This is a genomic window from Mesorhizobium sp. KR9-304, from assembly GCF_040049215.1.
Classification (GTDB): Bacteria; Pseudomonadota; Alphaproteobacteria; order Rhizobiales; family Rhizobiaceae; genus Mesorhizobium_K.
In genome coordinates, this window is sequence record NZ_JBDZDN010000001.1 from 2,146,729 (window position 1) to 2,164,703 (window position 17,975).

Below are 17,975 nucleotides of genomic sequence, written 5' to 3' on the forward strand. Positions count from 1 at the left end.
GAAGTTCAAGAAACAGATGGGATACACAGGCACAAAGCGGCAACATCGGGCGGAAACAAAAGGGCTGCTATTTTCGTTTCATCCAATCAGATCCAACTACGCAAGAGCCTATGGCCATGGCCGCCGTCATCGACAAGGAATTCGACCGCAATCTCAGGCCGCGCGAGCGTCATTGGGGCTTGCCGAGGGTCGCGCTCCGCCAGCGCAGCGCCGACCATCCGATGATCCTGTTCTTTCTGGTCGTGACAGCCGCCTTCGCCGCGATGGCGATCGTTCCGCCTTCGGGCGCCGCCTTCACTTCATTTGGAGTGCCGGCTGCGGCATCCGCGCCGGCCATCCCGGCGCATGATGGGGCCGATACGACCAAGACCGTCGGCCTGTCCGAGGCCGAGATCGCCTGTCATGGGCAGGTCTGGGGCGCCGAAAGCGCCGAATGCCTCGACACGATTTCCAGGGAATCAGGCCGCACCGACGGCCGCAAGATCCGGGTGATCGCCGGCGCCTGAGGGCCGTCAGCCAACGCCAATCCGCTCGCGCATTCCTCCTGCGCGCACTTCCAGCCCCGCCACCCTGCCGGCGGGGCTTTTTTCTTGACCCAAGCCGGAATCAGTGCGTCATCGTGGTCTGATCGTTGACCGCGGCGAGCGCGCTGCGCACGTCGAGCGTCGAGAACGGCTTTTCCAGCACCAGCGGACGCTCATGGGGAGGCAACGCGCCTATCTCCGCGCGTGCTCCCACCATGTCGCCGGTGACCAGGACGAAACGGCGGCCGAGATCGGGGCGGTAGGCGATCAGCTCGCGGTAGATCGTGATGCCGCTCGCCTCCGGCATGCGCAGATCGCTGAAGACGATGTCCGGCTCGTAGTCCGAGAGCACGGCCGAGGCCGTGCTCCAGGCCGTGACGATGCGCGACTTGATGCCCATCAGTTCGAGGATGTCGGAAAGCGACGCCGCGACGTCAGGCTCGTCGTCGATCACCAGCGCGTGGCGCAATCCGCTCGACCGCGTCTCCTGCGCGGCCACGCCTGTGTGAGCGCCAACGAAGGCGGGCAGCTCGACGACGAAGCGGGCGCCGTTCGGAGTCACCTCCTCGAAGCGGATCGACCCCTTGTGCCGTTCGACGATCGCCTTGGAGATGGAGAGACCGATGCCGGTCCCCACTCCCACCGGCTTCGTGGTGAAATAGGAATCGAAGATGCGATGCCTTATCGCCGCGGGGATACCTGGCCCCGTGTCCTCGACGGCGAAGCCGACGGTCCGCTCGCCGAGGCGGAACGTGCGCACCATGATGCGCCGCTCGCCATTCTGGGCGGCGAGCGCGTGCTGGCTGTTGATGAGGAAGTTGGCTGCGACCTGTGTGATGTGATCTGCATCGGCCAGAACCGGGATGGTCCCCGGCGCGAAATCCGCATCGATGTTGATGCCGCTCGATCGCGCGCCATAGGCCGTCACCTCCAGCGCGGCGCGCACCGCGCTGTTGAGGTCGGTTTCGGCCGGCACGGTCGGGTGGAGCCGCACCATGCCGAGGAAGCTCTTGACGATGCGCCCGCAGCGCTCGGCGGCGGCTCGCACCTTCTCGGCGCGCAGCTTGGTCTGCTGGTCCGGCGCGAATTCGTGCAGCAGCGTCGACTGCGCCACCACGACCGCCAGCGGGTTGTTGAGTTCGTGCGAGACGCCGGCGAGCAGCGAACCCATGGCCGCCATCTTTTCGTTCTGGTGAAGTTTTTCGCGCTGCCTGTTGATCTCCTCCTCGGCACGCCGCTGCTCCCTGAGGTCGCGGATGGAGCCGAAGAAGAGCCGCCGGTCGGCGACCTGCATCTCGGTCACAGTCAGCTCGATCGGGAAGATCTCGCCGCGGGCGTTCTGCGTCACCGTTTCCATGCGCTGGCCGATCATCGGCGCGCCGCGGCCGGCCATATAGTCGGCGCCGGTGGCGTAGCCCTTGCGGTAGAAATGCGGGATGATCGTGTCGATCAGGTCCTTGCCGAGGATCTCGCTGCGCTTGTAGCCGTAGATGCGTTCTGCGGCCGGGTTGAACTCGATCACGCTGGCCGTCTCGTCGATCACGATGATGGCGTCGAGCGAGGCCTGCAGCATGGTCTGGCGGATGATCTCGCTGACATGCGCGTCCGACAGCGAGCGCTCGATCGCGGCGCCGATGGCCATCGCGACGATCTCGACGGCGGCTTTCTCCTCGTCCGTCCAGCGACGCTCGACGGCGCAGTCGTTGACGGCGAGTGTCCCCCACAGGTGGCCGTTGGCGAATACGGTGACGGACAAGAAGGATTTGATCTTCTGGTTTTCGAAATCCTGGCGCAGATAGCCCTGGATCTCGCGTGTGCGGCCGGCGAACATCTTGCCCTGCCTGACCTCCTCCGCAAGCCTTGTTAGCAGCGGGTCGGCGTTCACGATCGACTGCAGGATGACGCGCGGGCGGTCGGTGCCGCGAAGCGCGTCCTCGTCCTCCCAATAGGCCGCGATGGACTGGGCAAAGCCTTCGCCGGGCAGTTCGCGCAGACGGAACAGGATTGCCCGATGACAGCCCAGCGAGCGGGCCAGCAGCTCCAGAACATCGGCGATGATGCGCTGCCATTCCGCCGTTTCGTGCAGCCGCCTGACGATGCGGGCGGCCGCAACCGTGCAGCCCGGTTCGGTGATCGCCGGATTGGTGCTCGGGGGCTGGGTTTCGACCATGCGCTGCTTTCGGGACGGCGACGCCTCAGCGGCCTTCTTCGGGCAGCGAGAAGATGTATCCCTCGCCGCGCACGGTGCGCAAAAATTTCGGGTTCGAGGGATCGTCCTCGATCTTCTTCCGCAGCCGCATGATGCGGATGTCCACGGCACGCGAGGATTCCGGCTCTTCGCTGAAGCCGATCGCGTCGGAAATGGTGGCGCGGCTCAGCAGCCGGTTGCAGCGGGTCAGGAAGATTTCAAGCACGTCGAACTCGCTCTTGGCGAGGTCGAGGATGACGCCGCCACGGCCGGTCACCATGCGGCCGTCGAGGTCGGCGCGGAAATCGCCGAAGGCGACGATCCGCCGCTCGCCCTCGTCGGGTTTGCCGGCCGCAGCCGGAGTCTCGGAGGCGCGCGGCACGCGCCGCAGCACGCTGCGCACCCGGGCGAGCAACTCGCGCAGTTCGTAGGGCTTGACGATGTAGTCGTCGGCACCGAGCTCGAGCCCGACGATGCGGTCGATCGCGGAGCCGGCAGCGGTGGCGTAGATGATACCCATCGGTGCCTGCTGGCGCAGCCAGCGGCCGAGGGACAGGCCGTCTTCCCCCGGCATGGCTATGTCGAGTATGGCGAGATGGAAGGCTTGCGTCTTGACCAGTTCGCGCATGGTGTCGGCATTCTCGGCGGTGACCACGTCATAACCGTTGGCGCCGAGATACTCGGCGACCGCATCCCTCAAATCGGGCTCGTCCTCGACTATGGCGATCCTTGTGGCCAGGGAAATCTCGCCTCCGCTATCGGCGGAAAGTAGATTGGGTATAAACATGATGTCCAGCGCTCATTTGGGGCGGTCATTCGGGATTCGGGAGGCAGTGGTTCGCAGCATGGGTGCAAGGCCGGTCATAGCGCTCATATGCCTTTCGCAGGACCCCGAAGACAGCCTCGCGGACTATCTCGAGCGCCGTGGCTACGAGGTGCGCGAGGCGAATGAGGCGTGGATGGCCGAATCGCTGCTTTCGGCCGGCGGTATCGACGTTGCGGTCATCGGCGAGACCTACCCCGCAAGTTCCGGACTCGACCTTCTGCGCCGGCACGGCGGTGAGGCCGGAGCGAGCTTCGTCATGGTGGCGGGCCGCGCCGATCTGATCGAGAAAGTGCTGGCGCTTGAGCTGGGCGCCGCCGACATCGTACCGAGCCCGGTGGTCTGGCGCGAGCTTGCGGCGCGCATCGGCGGTATCGTCGGCCGCCGCGGCAAGGCCCATCGGGAACTCGTCGTGCTGGAGAATGCGACCGTCGATCTCAAGGCGGCGCTGGTCATGCACAGATCCGGCACCGAAGAGCAGCTTTCGCCCGGCCAGGTGGCTCTGCTCAGGCTCTTTCTCGCCAATCCACGCAAGGTTCTGACGCGCGACGACATCATGGCTGCAGCGCCGGCCGAAAGCGCCGACGCGTTCGACCGGTCGATCGATTCCCGCATCGTTCGCCTCAGACGCAAGCTGGACACCGAGAGCATCGCGACAATTCGCGGCGCGGGCTATCGTTTCGATCCGCCCAGGACGACTTAGGTCCAGAACCGAGGCCTGGCGGGCGGCCACCCCGGTTAACGTAGTTGGGCGTCGAGCGACGCGATTTTCATGGTGATGACCTGGCCGGCCGGATCGGAGTGCATGCGGTCCTTCAACACGACGAGCGTGACGCCGGCGACCCCGAGCAGGCCCTGCGTGTAGAGCAGCCCCGAGAGTATGGTCGCAGCAAGTTTCGAGGTCTTTCCGTTCATGGCGGCGGTCCCGGATCAGCTTGTTTTCGGAATGAAAGCGCTGCGCCGCATCGTGGGCGCGCGCTTTCCGTGGGTGCACCATGAGGGCCTGCTGTATCGGGCCGATGCCGCTTGTGGAGGCCGATGTTTCGGGATTGTTTCGCGCAGGGAGCTGTCTCGACGCCCCCGATCTCCTAACCTATGCAATATATGAAAGAGCGCGGACTGCGCTGGAATTTGGTCGCACGACGGCATGGAACAACGGGGCCTATAACAATCGCTCTTGCCTCGCGGCCTGCGTCACGCGACTGTGTGCGCCGCTTCGAGGGGATTGAATGCGGGCCTTCCTGACACGTCTTTTGCATATTGCCCGCCGTCGGCGCTATCTCGCGATCTGGTCGGCCGGCCTGCTGGTCATCGTGCTGGTCATTGCCGCTGCCTATTCCCCTTTCAGCCCGCTCGACCGGCTGAACGCGCTGGTCTTCGACACCTACCAGAGGCTCAAGCCGCGAGAGTCCACCGAGAGCGCGGTTGCCGTCGTCGACATAGACGACGAGAGCATCCGCCAACTCGGCCAATGGCCGTGGTCGCGCACCGTTCTCGCCTCCGTCATCGACCGGCTGGCCGCCGAAGGGGCCGCGGCGATCGGACTTGACATCATCCTTTCCGAGCCGGACCGCACCTCGCCGGCGCTGGCGGTCGCGCAGCTTGAAAGCCAGGGTTTCCAGGTCACCTATCCCGGTTCGGCTTCAGACCTCGACCACGACCGCATCCTTGCCGCGAGCTTCGCCAAGGCGCCGGTGGTGGCTGGCCTCGTGCTCGCCGAGGGGGCGACAACACAGCCGCCTTCCGCAAAGGCCGGCTTCGCCTTTGCCGGCGAAAACCCGGCCGCCTATCTGCCGTCCTTTCCGGGCGCGGTGCGCAACCTTCCCGTCCTCGACGAGGCCACACCCGGCCTCGGCGTCTTCTCCTTCCCGCGCCAGGCAGACGGCGTTGTGCGCCAGATCCCGCTGATCTCGCGCCAGGGCGACAATCTCTACCCGGCGCTGTCGATCGAGTCGCTGAGGGTCGCACAGGGCGCGTCGAGCTTCGTCATCAAAAGCACGGGGGCCTCCGGCGAGTTCGACACCGGGCAGCCCGGCATGACGGCGCTCAAGGTCGGCGAATTCGAGGTCCCAACCGGGCCGGACGGCCGCATCTGGGTCTACTACACGGGTGAGCAGGCGTCGCCGCTGATACCTGTCCATCGCCTGCTCGGCGGCCCGGATCCCGATCTTTCCAGCCAGATCGAGGGGCGCATCGTGCTGATAGGCACGTCGGCGGTCGGACTGCGCGATCTCGTGGCGACGCCGCTCAGCGCCGGATTCCCCGGAGTGCTCGTCCATGCCGCCATCATCGACCAGATCGTCACCCAGAAATTCTTGACCCGGCCGGACTGGGCGATCGGCTTCGAGATCGTCGTGGCGATCGGCCTCGGCCTCCTGGTGCTTGCCTTCCTGCCCTGGCTGTCAACCTTCGCCAACGCCGTGGTGGCGGCCGGCGCGCTCGCGATAAGCGTGGGCGTCGGTTGGCTCGCCTTCACCGGCTACGATCTGCTGCTTTCTCCGATCCTGCCGGCGCAAACGTGTCTCCTTGCCTACGGCGTGGGGTCCGGCGTCAGGCTGCTGCTCAGCGAAAGCGAAGGCCGCTACATCCGCAGCGCCTTCAGCCACTATCTGTCGCCGGCCATGGTCGAGCAGCTGGTCGAGAATCCCGACGCGCTTGTGCTCGGTGGAGAGAACCGCGAACTCACCATCCTGTTCTGTGACATCCGCTCCTTCACCTCGATCTCGGAAACGATGGAGCCGACGGAGCTCACCGTCTTCCTCAACAATTTTCTCACGCCGATGACAAACGTGCTGATGGAGAGCGGCGCGACGATAGACAAATATATCGGCGATGCGATCATGGCGTTCTGGAATGCGCCTCTCGACGTCCCGGAGCACCGGCAGCGGGCGTGCGAAAGCGTCTTGAAGATGCTCGATGCGCTGGAGAAGCTGAACCAGACGCTGGAGAAGCCGGTCAAGATCGGCGTCGGCCTCAACTCCGGAATCTGTTGCGTCGGCAATCTCGGATCGCGGCAGCGCTTCGACTATTCAGCCATCGGCGACAGCGTCAATGTCGGATCGCGCATCGAGGGCCTGACCAAGCAGTATGGCGTGAGCAACCTCATCGCCGAGAGCACCGCCCGCGGAGTCCAGGGGCTGGCGATGCTGGAGATCGACAAGGTCATGGTGGTTGGGCGCGACGAGGCGACGCTGGTCTATACGCTTCTTGGCGGGCGCGAGCGGGCGCAGGACGAGGAGTTTATCGAGCTAAAGCGGCTGCACGACCGCTTCCTGGCCAATTACCGGTCGATGTGCTTCGATGCGGCCGCCAACGATCTGGCGCTGCTGATGAAAGCCGCTCCGCACCAACTCGAAAAAGTCTATTCCGAATATCAGCGCCGGCTTGACGCCTATCTGGTGACGCCCCCAGCGGCTGGATGGGACGGATCGTACCGGGCCGAGCACAAATGAAGCCGCGCGCGCGCCGCGGCGGCGGCCGCCCGACCATCGCCGACGTCGCGCGGCTCGCCGGCGTCGGTGCGATCACCGTGTCGCGGGCGCTGCGGGAACCGGAGCGCGTGTCCGAAAGCCTGCGCCAGCAGATCCAGCAGGCCGTCGACGAACTCGGCTATGTGCCGGACCCCAACGCCAGGGCGCTCGCTTCGGCGCGCGCCGAAGTGTTCGGCGTGCTGGTGCCGTCGCTCACCAACAACGTTTTCGCCGAAGTCGTGCGCGGCATCTATGACAGCCTTTCGGACAGTTCCTTTCGCGTGCAACTCGGCAATACGCACTATTCCGGGCTTGAAGAGGAACGCCTGCTGCAGGTGTTCCTCAGCCAACGCCCCTCGGCTCTGATCGTGTCGGGCATCGATCAGACGGCGGCCGCGCGCAAGCTGCTCGAAACCGCTGGCTGCCCGGTCGTTCAGATCATGGAGACAGGTCCCGATCCGATCGACATGATGGTTGGCTTCTCGCATTTCGACGGCGGCCGCGCAGCGACAAACCACATGATTGAGGTCGGCTACCGGCGCATCGGCTTCCTCGGTGCACGCATGGACCCGCGCTCGCAGCGCCGCCTCGCCGGCTACCGGGCGGCGATGGAGGCGGCCGGGCTGTTCGACCCCCGGCTGGTGACGACGACGCCGGTTCCCTCCAGCGTCACCCTCGGCCGCGACCTCTTCCGCGACGCTCTGGCCAAGATGCCGTCGCTCGACGGCGTCTTCTGCAACAACGACGATATCGCGCTCGGCGTGCTGTTCGAATGCCACCGCGCCTCGATTGCCGTGCCGCAGACAATCGGCATATCGGGCTTCAACGATTTCGACATGATGCAGGTGGCGTTTCCGTCGGTAACCAGCATCAGGACACATCGCTACGAGATCGGTCGACAGGCGGTCGTCATGGCGCGGGCCGCGATGGCGGGGACGCGGCCGGAAAATAGAGTGCTCGACCTCGGCTTCGAACTCAAGCGCCGAGAGAGCACCGATCGCGCGGGCGGTTGAGCTGCCGTTGCGGAATATCACTTTACATCAATTCATGGTAGCGCTACCAATACTTCCGAGATGGTTGTGCTGGTGGCTTGCCAAGGTCGATTTGTCTGATAAATATGTCAATTGCCGGTGTAGGGAGGACACCGGCGCGGAGCCGCAAGAGGAGCGCTCCGCGGGCCGCACGGCGGCAGTCACGGCACACGCATCTCAACAGACAACAGAGACAACCGGGAGGAATTAAATGTTCAAGTCCGTCGCCAGCGGCGTGCTCGCCGCTTCCGCATTCATGCTCTTTGCGTCTTCGGCCATTGCCGAGCCGGAAATCGTCAGCGGCCCGGCCGCTGAACCGGAATGTTTCGCGCCTTGGGCCGCCGATACCAAGTTCTTCAAATTCCCTGCCAAGGCGGGTCCCTACCGGATCGCGCTCGCCAACGGCTACATCGCCAACACCTGGCGCATCCAGATGATCCAGACCGCGAAGGCCTATGCCGCACAGCCCGAGGTCGCCGCCAAGCTCAAGGAATTCAAGGTCGTCTCGACCGGCGAGGACGTGCCGGCGCAGATTTCGGCGATCAACAATTTCATCGATTCCGGCTACGACGCCATCGTCGTTAACGCACAGAACCCGACCGCCTTCGCGCCTGTGATCAAGCGCGCCAAGGATGCCGGCGTCATCCTCGTCGCCTTCGACAACATCCTCGACACCGAAGATGCCATCAACGTCAATGTCGACCAGAAGGGCCTCGGCGTGTTGTGGGCCAACTGGCTGGCCAAGCACCTGCCCGAGGGCGGCAAGATCCTCGAAGTGCGCGGCGTCGCCGGCACGTCGGTCGACACCGACCGCCACAACGGCATCCACGAGACCTTTGCCGCAACCGGCAAGAAATGGGACGTGGTCGAGGTGGTCGGCAAGTGGGATGATCCGACTGCGCAGAAGGCGACGGCCGACGCTATCGCCGTGCACAAGAAGTTCGACGGCATCACCGCGCAAGGCGGCGACACCGGCGTCGTGCAGGCGATGATCGATGCCAAGCATCCATTCGTGCCGTTCGGCGGCGAAACGGAAAACGGCTTCCGCAAGTTCTGCGCCAAGTTCGCCGGCGAAGGATTGAAATGCTCGTCGGCGGGCACCGGCCCGGCGCAGGTCGCCGTGGCCATCAAGACGGCCATTGCCGCCTTGGAAGGGGCGGTTGTCCCGCAATCGGTCAAGCTGCCGACTGCTATCGTCGAAGATCCGAACTTTAAGGAGGGCGAGGACTTCTATCCCGACCAGTCCGACAACTTCTTCGTAGGCAACGCCTTCCCGACCTGCGGCATCAACTTCACCGCGCAGGAAATCATGGGTCAGACCAAGGAAAATCAGTAGTCCGGTCTGAAGTCCCGGCGCCGCGGTCATAGCGCGGCGCCGGCCTCGGGAACGATGGGGAGATCCATGGATACGGCTTCAACGGAGGCGGCGCCGCTTTTCCGCATGGAGGGCGTGTCGAAACGATATGGCGGCGTGCGCGCGCTCGAAGATGCCGAGGTTTCCGTTCACGCCGGCCGCATCCATGCCATCCTCGGAGAGAACGGCGCCGGCAAGTCGACCCTGATTAAGGTCATGGCGGGCGTCGTCGCGCCGGACGAGGGGCGCATGATCCTCGACGGGCAAGATGTAACGTTCGCATCGCCGGCGGAGGCCAACAAGGCAGGCATCGTCTGCATCTTCCAGGAGCTGTCGCTGATCCCCGAACTCAGCGTTGCCGACAACATAGTCATCTCCGATCCGCCGAAGAAATTCGGCATGATCGACCGCAAGGCGCAGCGCAGGATCGCCGAGCAGGCGCTGGAGCGCGCCGGCGCTTCCGATATTCATCCTTCTGCGCTGGTCAAGGACCTGCCGCTGTCGCGCCGCCAGATGGTCGAGATCGCCAAGGCGCTGGCACGCAAGCCGCGCATTCTCATCCTTGACGAGGCGACCTCGGCGCTGACCGCAGCCGACGTGTCAAAGGTGTTCGAGGTGCTGAAGCGGCTCCGTTCCGAGGGTCTGGCGCTGCTCTACATCTCGCATCGCATGCATGAGATCGCCGAGCTCGCCGACGACTGCACCGTCTTCCGCAACGGACGCAAGATCGCAACCTACAAGGCCGGCGCCAAGACAGACAGCGAAGTCGTCGAACTGATGATCGGGCGCGAGTATCAACACGTCTTTCCGCCGAAGCCGGCGACCGCGGCGAACAATGCCGCGCCGATCCTCGAATGCAGGAATCTCGGATGGACCGATCGCTTGACCGCCATCAATTTCGCCGTGCGGCCGGGCGAGGTGATCGGGCTCGGCGGTCTTGACGGGCAAGGCCAGCGTGAGCTGCTTCTGGCGCTGTTCGGAGTGCTCAGCGGCTGCACGGGCGAGGTGCTGATCGACGGTCAGCCGGCGAACATCAGGAGCCCGGCCCACGCTCGGGCCGGCAAGATCGGCATGGCGCTGATCCCCGAGGACCGCAAGACCGAAGGCTTGATGTTGCCGATGAGCGTGCGCGAGAATCTGGCCTTCGCGGCCATGGACAAGGTATCGAGACACGGGATCATCGACCGCCATGCCGAGGACGCGCTGCTCGAAGAGATGGTGAAGCTGCTTGCAATCCGGACAGCCGGGCTGGACATCCCCGTCGGCTCCCTGTCGGGCGGCAACCAGCAGAAGGTCGTCATCGCCAAATGGCTGATGCGGCATCCGCGAATCATCCTGCTCAACGACCCGACGCGCGGCATCGACGTCGGCACCAAGCAGGAGATCTACCAGCTCTTGCGGCGTCTCGCCGACCAGGGCGCGGCGATCGTCTTCTATTCGACCGACTATGACGAGTTGATTGGCTGCTGCGACCGCGTGCTGGTGCTCTATGACGGAGCGATCAAGCGTGAACTCGTCGGCGACGAGATCACCGAGCATGCGCTGATCGCCAGCGCGCTGAACATCGACGCCGCCGAGGCGGCCCGAATGGCAAGGGCAAGCTGATGAGGGAATGGCGCTATTGGTTCGCCGAGCAACGGGGCACGCTGCTCGCGCTGGGCATCTTCGTCGTGATGTTTGTCATCTACACCTCCAATCACCCGGCGGGCTTCACGGCCAATGTCGTGCAGACGGCCTCCAACAAGGGCGTGTTGCTTGCCTTCATAGCGATGGCGCAGACGCTGGTGGTGCTCACCGCCGGCATCGACCTCTCGATCGGCATGATCTTCATCCTGACCAACTGCCTCGCCTCGTGGATCGTCGTCGGCACGCCGACGGAGACGGCATTCGGCGTGGTGGCGGTGCTCGCCGTCGGCATCCTGTGCGGGGCGCTCAACGGCGCCATCGTCATATACGGGCGCCTCCAGCCGATTGTGGCGACGATCGCGACGGGCGCGGTCTTTTTCGGCATCGCCCTGCTGCTTCGACCGTTTCCCGGTGGCTCGGTCAACGAGGATCTTGCCGATGCGCTGACTGGAAGGCTGTTCGGATTTATGCCGTCGAGCCTTGTCGCGCTGCTGGCGATCGTCCTGATCATCTGGGTGCCGTTCCGCCGCTCGGTCTATGGCCGCGCGGCCTATGCCGCTGGCTCGTCGGAAGTCGCAGCCTATATGTCGGGCGTGCCGATCAAGCGCGGCAAGTTCCTCGCCTATACGCTCGCCGGGCTGCTTGCGGCGATCGGCGGACTGTTCCTGACCTTCTTCACCTATACGGGCGAAGCCGCCTATGCGAGCGGCAACACCTATACGCTGTTCTCGATTGCCGCCGTGGTGCTCGGCGGCGTATCGCTCTTTGGCGGACGCGGCAGCGCGATCGGCGCGATTTTTGGCGCCTTCGCCTTCAGGACCATCGGCGACCTGCTTTTCGTCTTCGATTTCGATCCGCTGTGGCAGCCGCTCTTCCAGGGCGTCGTGCTACTGCTTGCCGTCAGTCTCGGAGCATTCGCCCTGTTCCGCGTGAAGAACCGTCTGGAGTGGTTCGGATGAGCGACACAACCACTGCTGGCGGCAATTCGAGCCGCATGCCCAGGTTCCTGCGCAAGGTCGATCCGGCCGTGGCGACCTCGTTTGCCTGCATCATCGCGCTGCTCATCTTCGGCAGTCTCTATTCGACCAGCTTCTTGTCGCCCGAATATCTACTCCAGCAGCTGAAAGTGGCGTCGTTCCTCGGCGTCATCGCCACCGGTATGATGCTGGTAATCCTGCTTGGCCAGATCGACTTGTCCGTACCCTGGACGGTGTCGGCCGGCGCCATGATGGCGTCGGCGGCAGCCGCTTTCGGCCCGGCCGGCGTCGCCTTCGCCATTCCCTTCGGCATTTTTTGCGGCATGGCAATCGGGCTGGTGAACGGAATAGGCGTTGCCTATCTGCGGATACCTTCGATGATCGTCACGCTTGCCACCAATGCCGTCGCGCAAGGGTTGATGGTGGTCTATACGGGCGGCTTCTCGCCACAGGATTCCGCATCCGAAGCGATGCGCTATCTCGCTACCGGCTCGCTGATCCCCGGCGTGCCCAACGCCGTGATCGTCTGGGCGATCATCGGTGCGGTTACGGTCTTCGTGCTCGCCCGGACGACCTTCGGGCGCTCCGTCTATGCGATCGGCAACCGCGAGCGAGCGGCCTACCTCTCCGGCGTCGACACGCGCAAGATCGTGATGATCGCGTTTGCGGTCTCCGGCGGGCTTTCGGCCTTCGGCGGCGTGCTGCTGGCGGGCTACGCGTCCAAGGCCGCGCAATCGATGGGCGATCCCTATCTGCTTCCTTCGATTGCCGCAGTAGTGCTCGGCGGCACGTCGATCCTCGGCGGACGCGGCTCCTATCTCGGTACTGTCGCCGGGGTCATCCTGATCACGCTTCTTCAGTCGATCCTGTCGGTCATGCAGATGCCCGAAGCCGGCCGCCAGATCATCTATGGCATCGTCATCGTGGCGATGCTGTTGCTCTACGGCCGCACGCCAGCGAACCGGTGACCGGCGGATGCATCCAGAGACAGCCAGCCCGGAAGCGAAGCGCTTCATCGTCGTCGTCATGGGAGTCAGCGGCTCGGGCAAAACGGTCATCGGCTCGGCGCTTGCGGAGGCGCTCGCAGGTCGCTTTGCCGAGGGCGACCGCTTCCACCCACCCGAGAATATCGCCCGCATGTCCGCCGGCATGCCGTTGCGCGACGAGGATCGCTGGGGCTGGCTCGACGCCATCGCCGTCGAGATAAGCGAGGCGGAACGGCGTGGTGAGACGCTGGTCATCGCCTGCTCGGCACTGAAGCGCATCTATCGCGACCGGCTGAGGCTGGCCAGCCGGAATTTGCGATTCGTCTACCTGAAGGTCGCACGCAATGTCGCGGCCGCCCGGGTGGCGGCGCGCAAGGGCCATTTCATGCCGGCAAGCCTGATCGACAGCCAATTCGCCGACCTTGAGCCGCCCTTGCCGGACGAAGATGCGTTGACGCTCGACGCGGCCAGGGATCCGGTCGGTCAGGTCGCTTTTGCAGCGTCCGCTATACTGGGGTCGGCGCCGGTCGTCCGTGCGTAACGTTCGCGAGTCCTGACCTGCAGGCATGCAGGACTCGTTAACCGGCTATGCGACCACTGCATAAATGCCATGCAAAAGCGTCCATTTAATAGGCACTTGCTGATCACTATCTGAGCGCTGTTAACGAGAACAGCCCAAAGACGCTGAGAAAGAGACTGAAATGAACCTGATCCGCAATTTCCGCAACTGGCGCCGCTATCGCGAGACCGTCAACGAGTTGAACCGCCTTTCGGCGCGTGAACTCAACGATCTCGGCATCACCCGCGCCGACATCCACGGCATCGCCCGCGGAGCCCGCTAACCAAGAGATTTCGACGGCTTCTCCTCCCGGCCGCCGACTAGGCCGGCGTTCCCTCCCCCTCCAGAACGCTGGCCACCCCATAGAACCCGCCGCCAACCCGGCGGGTTCTTTTTTGCCCAAACATTGCAGCGTCAGGCCGCTGCGATCTCGGCCTGCAGGGCGGCCATATGCTGCTCGGCTGCCGATTCGGCTGCCCGCTCGATAGCCCGGAAACGGCTGACGATGGCAAGCCCGGCCTGGGTGAGTTGGGCGCCGCCGCCGCGCTTGCCGCCGGTCTGGGCCGACACGACAGGCTTGCCGAACAGCCGGTTCATCTCTTCGACGAGATCCCAGGCGCGCTTGTAGGACATGTCCATGTTGCGCGCCGCGGCCGAAATCGAGCCGAAGGCGGCGATCTGCTCAAGCAGCTCGATCTTGCCCGGCCCGATCCGTCCGGCGGGATCGAGGTTTATCCTCAGGCTGAGCGATGGCATGCGTCTCTCTCCCGGCTCGCCGCGATTGCGTGCGCAGCCATTTTACCCGACCTTCTCCATTCCTGTCGTCCCCTCGGGCCGCATCGTCCCGTCCGTCGTGCCGCGTGTCGTGTTGGCCTGGTCGAAGGTGACCGACTTGATCACCGCGAATATGTCCAGGCCGCGCGTCAGACAAAGCATCTCGGCCGATTGCCTGGTGATGCGTGCCGTGATGACTTCGCCGTTGCAGTCGATCAGTACGTCCGCGAAAAGGCCATTGCCCGCACTGACGCCGATGATCCTGCCCGGGAGGATGTTCAGGGCGCTGAGACCGTGCGGCCGCTCCGTCGCGACGATGACGTCGCGCGCGCGAATGCGTACGCGGACTGTGGAGCCCGGCTCGGCATCAAGCCCCACGATATGGATCTCGCCTGCCGGCGACACGAGCGTTGACATGCCGAAAGCCTGGTTGCAGCCGGCAACCCGCATTTCCAGAACGGCTCCGCCTTCGCCACGTTCTTCTGCCGGCAGCAGGTCGAGACGCTGCAGGAGCTCGGAGGTCGGCCCGGCTGCAGCGACCTTGCCTTGGTCGAGCACCACCATGTCGGTCGCCAGGCGCGCCACCTCGGCCACAGAATGGCTGACATAGACGATCGGTATCTTCGTCTCGTCGCGCAGCCGCTCGATGTAGGGCATGATCTCGGCCTTGCGCCGGTCGTCGAGCGAGGCAAGCGGCTCGTCCATCAGGATCAGCCGGGGGCTGGCAAGCAGGGCGCGGCCGATGGCGACCCGCTGCTTTTCTCCGCCCGACAGCAAGCCTGGCTTTCGGTCGAGCAGGTGGCCGATGCCGAGCAGGTCGACCACACCGTCGATATCGCCGTAGCGCTCGGAGGCCGGCGTGAAGAACCGGCCGTAGTGCAGGTTCTGGCCGACAGTCATGTGCGGGAACAGGCGAGCGTCCTGGAAGACATAGCCGATGCGACGCTTGTGCTTGGGAACGTATTTGCGAGACGCGGTGTCGACCAGAACACGGCCATCGGCGACGATCCTGCCCTCATCCGGGCGCAGCAGCCCGCCGATCAGGTTGACCAAGGAGGTTTTGCCCGAACCCGAGGGGCCGAACAGCGCGGTCAGCCGCCCACCTGTCTCGAAGGTGGCGTCGAGCGAAAATGCCCCGAGGCGGCGGCGGACGTCGACCCGGAGGCTCATTCGACCTCCAGCGTGCGGCCGACCCGCCGCGCCAGTACTTCCGAAGCGACAAGCGCCGTCATGGCGATGATGATCGAGATGACGGTGAGACGAAGCGCGCCGGCGTCGCCGCCCGGCACCTGGGTGAAGGTATAGATCGCCGACGGCAGCGTCTGCGTCTCGCCGGGAATGTTGGACACGAAGGTGATGGTCGCGCCGAATTCGCCCATCGCCTTGGCGAAGGAGAGGATCATCCCGGCGATGATGCCCGGCAGGATGAGCGGCAGCGTGATCGTGCCGAAGACCCAGAGAGGGTTGGCACCGAGCGTGCCAGCGGCGGCCTCCAGTCTGCGATCGACCGCCTCGATCGACAGTCGGATGGCGCGCACCATCAGCGGGAAGGCCATGACGCCGCAGGCGAGCGCGGCGCCTGTCCAGCGGAACGAAAAGACGACGCCGAAATACTGGTCGAGGAAGGCGCCGGCCGGGCCGCGCTTGCCGAAGGTGAGGAGCAGGAGATAGCCGGTCACTACCGGCGGCAGGATCAGCGGCAGATGCACAAGCCCGTTGAGCACGGACTTGCCCCAGAATTTTCCGCGCGCGAGCAGCAAGGCGATCAGTATTCCCGGGGGCAGGCTGAAAAGCATCGCTACGACCGCGACACGGATCGAGAGCCGGACCGCATTCCATTCGTCGGGAGTGAGGTCCAGCAGCCAGTTCATGCGTTTGCGCCGGTTCTCAGTTGGACACCACCGGCGCAAGAACCGTGAAACCCTGCGCCTCGAAAAGGTCCTTCGCCTTAGCCGATTGCAGGCAATTGATGAATGCCGGCGTGTCGCTGTCCGCCGACTCGGCGGTCTGGGCGACCGGGTAGACGATCGGCGGGTGCGACCCGTCCGGGAAAGTGCCGACGATCTTGACCGTCTGGTCGGCCGCGGCGTCGGTCTTGTAGACGATGCCGAGCGGGGCCTCGCCGGTGGAGACCAGCGCGAGCGCGGCGCGGACGTTCTCGGCCTGCGCGACCTTGCCTTCGACGGCCGCCCAGACACCGAGCGATTCCAGCGAGGCCTTGCCGTATTTGCCGGCCGGCACGGCATCGACGTTCGCCATCGCGAGCCTGCCGTCGCCGAGCAGGTCGGCGAGGTCGAAGCCTTTCTCGATCTTGGCCTCGACCTTCGAATCCGTCGGCGCGACCAGCACGATGGAATTGCCAAGCAGCTTGGTTTCAGTGCCGGCTTTGATGAGATTCTTGTCGGAGAGATATTTCATCCAGTCGAGGTCGGCCGACATGAAGACGTCCGCCGGCGCGCCCTGCTCGATCTGCTTCGCCAGCGCCGAACTCGCTGCGTAGGACACCGTCGCCCGCTCGCCGACATCCGTCTCGCAGGCTGCGTTGACGGCATCGAGTGCGTTCTTCAGGCTGGCGGCTGCGAAGACGGTGACCTTGTCTTGCGCTACCGCGCCAGGAACCCCGGCGAGCAGCACGGCAGCGAAGCTGCCGATGGCCGCAGCCAATCCCGTTCCGATCCGTCCGTTCCCCATGAAACTCTCCCCAATCCGTTCTCGGGTCGGATCGCAAGCGCCGGCGACCTCCAATCGATATATTCGATTGAATATAACCATGGAAGGTACGTCAACAACCAAATTGCGGCGCGAAACAATCATCCGCATGCACGCAGCGGCGATCGCGATGACGCCAGTCGAATACAGCGAAGTCCAACCGCGGCGGATCAGTCCCGATCCGAGACGACCGAGGTGAAGGCAGCGATCTCGGCGAAATGCGCGGCGCGCACCTTGCCGAATTTGCTCGCATCGACGACCAGATACGACACCACGGCGCGCGCGATTGCTGCCTGCTTCACCGGCACCTCATGGAAATGCGAGCAGGTGACGCCACGCGTCTCGTGCACGCCGCCGGCCGAGATGAAGGCCTTGTTGAGGCTGATGCGCTTGAGCTGATCGAGTGCTGCCTCGCCGGAAAAGGAAGCTGCCGCGGGGTGGAACAGCCCGCCGAGCAGGATCAGCCGGGTGTTCTGGCGGCGGCTCAGGATCTCGGCGACGTTGAGCGAATAGCAGATCGCCGTCAGCCGCAGGTCAGGCGGGATGAGGGCAGCGAGGTGCGGTGTGGTGGTGCCGCAGTCGATGAAGATCGTGTCGTCATCCTCGATCAGCCGCGCCGCCTTGGCGCAAGCCTTTTCCTTGGCGGCGGCGTGGTGGTCGGTTTCCTTCGCAAGCACGTAGTCCCCGGCGACGTCGTTCTGCGCGCCGATGACGTGGCCGCCAAGGCACGCGAAGCGGCCGCCGGAATCCATCACATCGCGTCGGATGGTCATCTCGGAGACGCCGAGTTCTTCGGCAACGGCGGTGAGCTTCAGGTGGCTGTGGCCGCCCAGCAAACCGGCCAGCCGTTCGAGCCGGGCGTTCCTTAATCCGATCCTGCTCACGAGGCCTCCGGCGCCAAATCAACCTTGACATCGGTAATGCCGATATGAGACGATTGCAACATAATGTTTT

Annotated in this window: 18 protein-coding genes; 10 read left to right on the forward strand and 8 right to left on the reverse strand. The window is 64.6% G+C overall.

The features are described 5' to 3' along the window. The first annotated feature begins 116 nt into the window (after positions 1-116). Positions 117-506 (forward strand): hypothetical protein, encoded by a 390-nt coding sequence (locus ABLE71_RS10380; RefSeq protein WP_348783257.1) that lies wholly within the window; start codon positions 117-119, stop codon positions 504-506. 100 nt (positions 507-606) lie between these two features. Here ABLE71_RS10380 and ABLE71_RS10385 read toward each other — a convergent pair whose 3' ends face one another. Beyond that, positions 607-2,694, reverse strand: a complete 2,088-nt coding sequence (locus tag ABLE71_RS10385; protein WP_348783258.1) for an ATP-binding protein — start codon at positions 2,692-2,694, stop codon at positions 607-609. A 25-nt stretch (positions 2,695-2,719) separates the two neighbouring features. Then, positions 2,720-3,499, reverse strand: coding sequence for a response regulator transcription factor (locus ABLE71_RS10390; RefSeq protein ID WP_348783259.1), 780 nt, complete (start codon positions 3,497-3,499; stop codon positions 2,720-2,722). Positions 3,500-3,557: 58 nt separating this feature from the next. Between ABLE71_RS10390 and ABLE71_RS10395 the strand changes: the two genes are divergently transcribed. Further along, positions 3,558-4,238 (forward strand): response regulator transcription factor, encoded by a 681-nt coding sequence (locus ABLE71_RS10395; protein WP_348783260.1) that lies wholly within the window; start codon positions 3,558-3,560, stop codon positions 4,236-4,238. A 35-nt stretch (positions 4,239-4,273) separates the two neighbouring features. Here ABLE71_RS10395 and ABLE71_RS10400 read toward each other — a convergent pair whose 3' ends face one another. Then, the gene (locus ABLE71_RS10400) at positions 4,274-4,450 is read right to left on the reverse strand and encodes a hypothetical protein (protein ID WP_348783261.1); all 177 of its coding nucleotides are present in this window, start codon (positions 4,448-4,450) and stop codon (positions 4,274-4,276) included. A gap of 314 nt (positions 4,451-4,764) precedes the next feature. On the opposite strand from ABLE71_RS10400, the gene ABLE71_RS10405 reads away from it, so the two are divergent. The 8 genes from ABLE71_RS10405 (at position 4,765) to ABLE71_RS10440 (ending at position 13,821) form a co-directional block, all read left to right on the forward strand. After that, complete coding sequence (locus tag ABLE71_RS10405) at positions 4,765-6,987, forward strand: adenylate/guanylate cyclase domain-containing protein (RefSeq protein WP_348783262.1); 2,223 nt, start codon at positions 4,765-4,767, stop codon at positions 6,985-6,987. Next, positions 6,984-8,018, forward strand: coding sequence for a LacI family DNA-binding transcriptional regulator (locus ABLE71_RS10410; protein ID WP_348783263.1), 1,035 nt, complete (start codon positions 6,984-6,986; stop codon positions 8,016-8,018). Before ABLE71_RS10405 ends, ABLE71_RS10410 begins: the two co-directional genes overlap by 4 nt. Positions 8,019-8,247: 229 nt before the next feature. Next, positions 8,248-9,372, forward strand: coding sequence for a sugar ABC transporter substrate-binding protein (locus tag ABLE71_RS10415; protein ID WP_348783264.1), 1,125 nt, complete (start codon positions 8,248-8,250; stop codon positions 9,370-9,372). 66 nt (positions 9,373-9,438) lie between these two features. Continuing rightward, positions 9,439-10,995, forward strand: a complete 1,557-nt coding sequence (locus tag ABLE71_RS10420; RefSeq protein WP_348783265.1) for a sugar ABC transporter ATP-binding protein — start codon at positions 9,439-9,441, stop codon at positions 10,993-10,995. Beyond that, positions 10,995-11,975 (forward strand): ABC transporter permease, encoded by a 981-nt coding sequence (locus ABLE71_RS10425; RefSeq protein ID WP_348783266.1) that lies wholly within the window; start codon positions 10,995-10,997, stop codon positions 11,973-11,975. The genes ABLE71_RS10420 and ABLE71_RS10425 overlap by 1 nt, the downstream gene beginning before the upstream one ends. Next, positions 11,972-12,961 (forward strand): ABC transporter permease, encoded by a 990-nt coding sequence (locus ABLE71_RS10430; RefSeq protein ID WP_348783267.1) that lies wholly within the window; start codon positions 11,972-11,974, stop codon positions 12,959-12,961. Before ABLE71_RS10425 ends, ABLE71_RS10430 begins: the two co-directional genes overlap by 4 nt. A gap of 7 nt (positions 12,962-12,968) precedes the next feature. Further along, the gene (locus ABLE71_RS10435) at positions 12,969-13,520 is read left to right on the forward strand and encodes a gluconokinase (RefSeq protein ID WP_348783268.1); all 552 of its coding nucleotides are present in this window, start codon (positions 12,969-12,971) and stop codon (positions 13,518-13,520) included. A 160-nt stretch (positions 13,521-13,680) separates the two neighbouring features. Then, on the forward strand, positions 13,681-13,821 hold the full coding sequence (locus ABLE71_RS10440) for a DUF1127 domain-containing protein (RefSeq protein WP_348783269.1): 141 nt from the start codon (positions 13,681-13,683) through the stop codon (positions 13,819-13,821). A 131-nt stretch (positions 13,822-13,952) separates the two neighbouring features. Here the strand turns inward: ABLE71_RS10440 and ABLE71_RS10445 are convergent, their stop codons facing one another. The 5 genes from ABLE71_RS10445 to ABLE71_RS10465 all read right to left on the reverse strand — a co-directional run bounded on the left by ABLE71_RS10445 (position 13,953) and on the right by ABLE71_RS10465 (position 17,905). Then, complete coding sequence (locus ABLE71_RS10445) at positions 13,953-14,294, reverse strand: winged helix-turn-helix domain-containing protein (RefSeq protein ID WP_348783270.1); 342 nt, start codon at positions 14,292-14,294, stop codon at positions 13,953-13,955. Positions 14,295-14,336: 42 nt separating this feature from the next. Next, entirely contained in the window at positions 14,337-15,482 is a 1,146-nt protein-coding gene (gene modC / locus ABLE71_RS10450) for a molybdenum ABC transporter ATP-binding protein (protein WP_348783271.1), read from the reverse strand. Next, positions 15,479-16,183: a molybdate ABC transporter permease subunit gene (gene modB, locus ABLE71_RS10455; RefSeq protein WP_348783272.1), complete on the reverse strand. Its 705-nt coding sequence runs from the start codon at positions 16,181-16,183 to the stop codon at positions 15,479-15,481. Before modB ends, modC begins: the two co-directional genes overlap by 4 nt. Before the next feature lie 16 nt (positions 16,184-16,199). Continuing rightward, complete coding sequence (gene modA / locus ABLE71_RS10460; protein WP_348783273.1) at positions 16,200-17,003, reverse strand: molybdate ABC transporter substrate-binding protein; 804 nt, start codon at positions 17,001-17,003, stop codon at positions 16,200-16,202. A gap of 188 nt (positions 17,004-17,191) precedes the next feature. Next, entirely contained in the window at positions 17,192-17,905 is a 714-nt protein-coding gene (locus ABLE71_RS10465) for a DeoR/GlpR family DNA-binding transcription regulator (protein ID WP_348783274.1), read from the reverse strand. Positions 17,906-17,975: the final 70 nt, after the last annotated feature.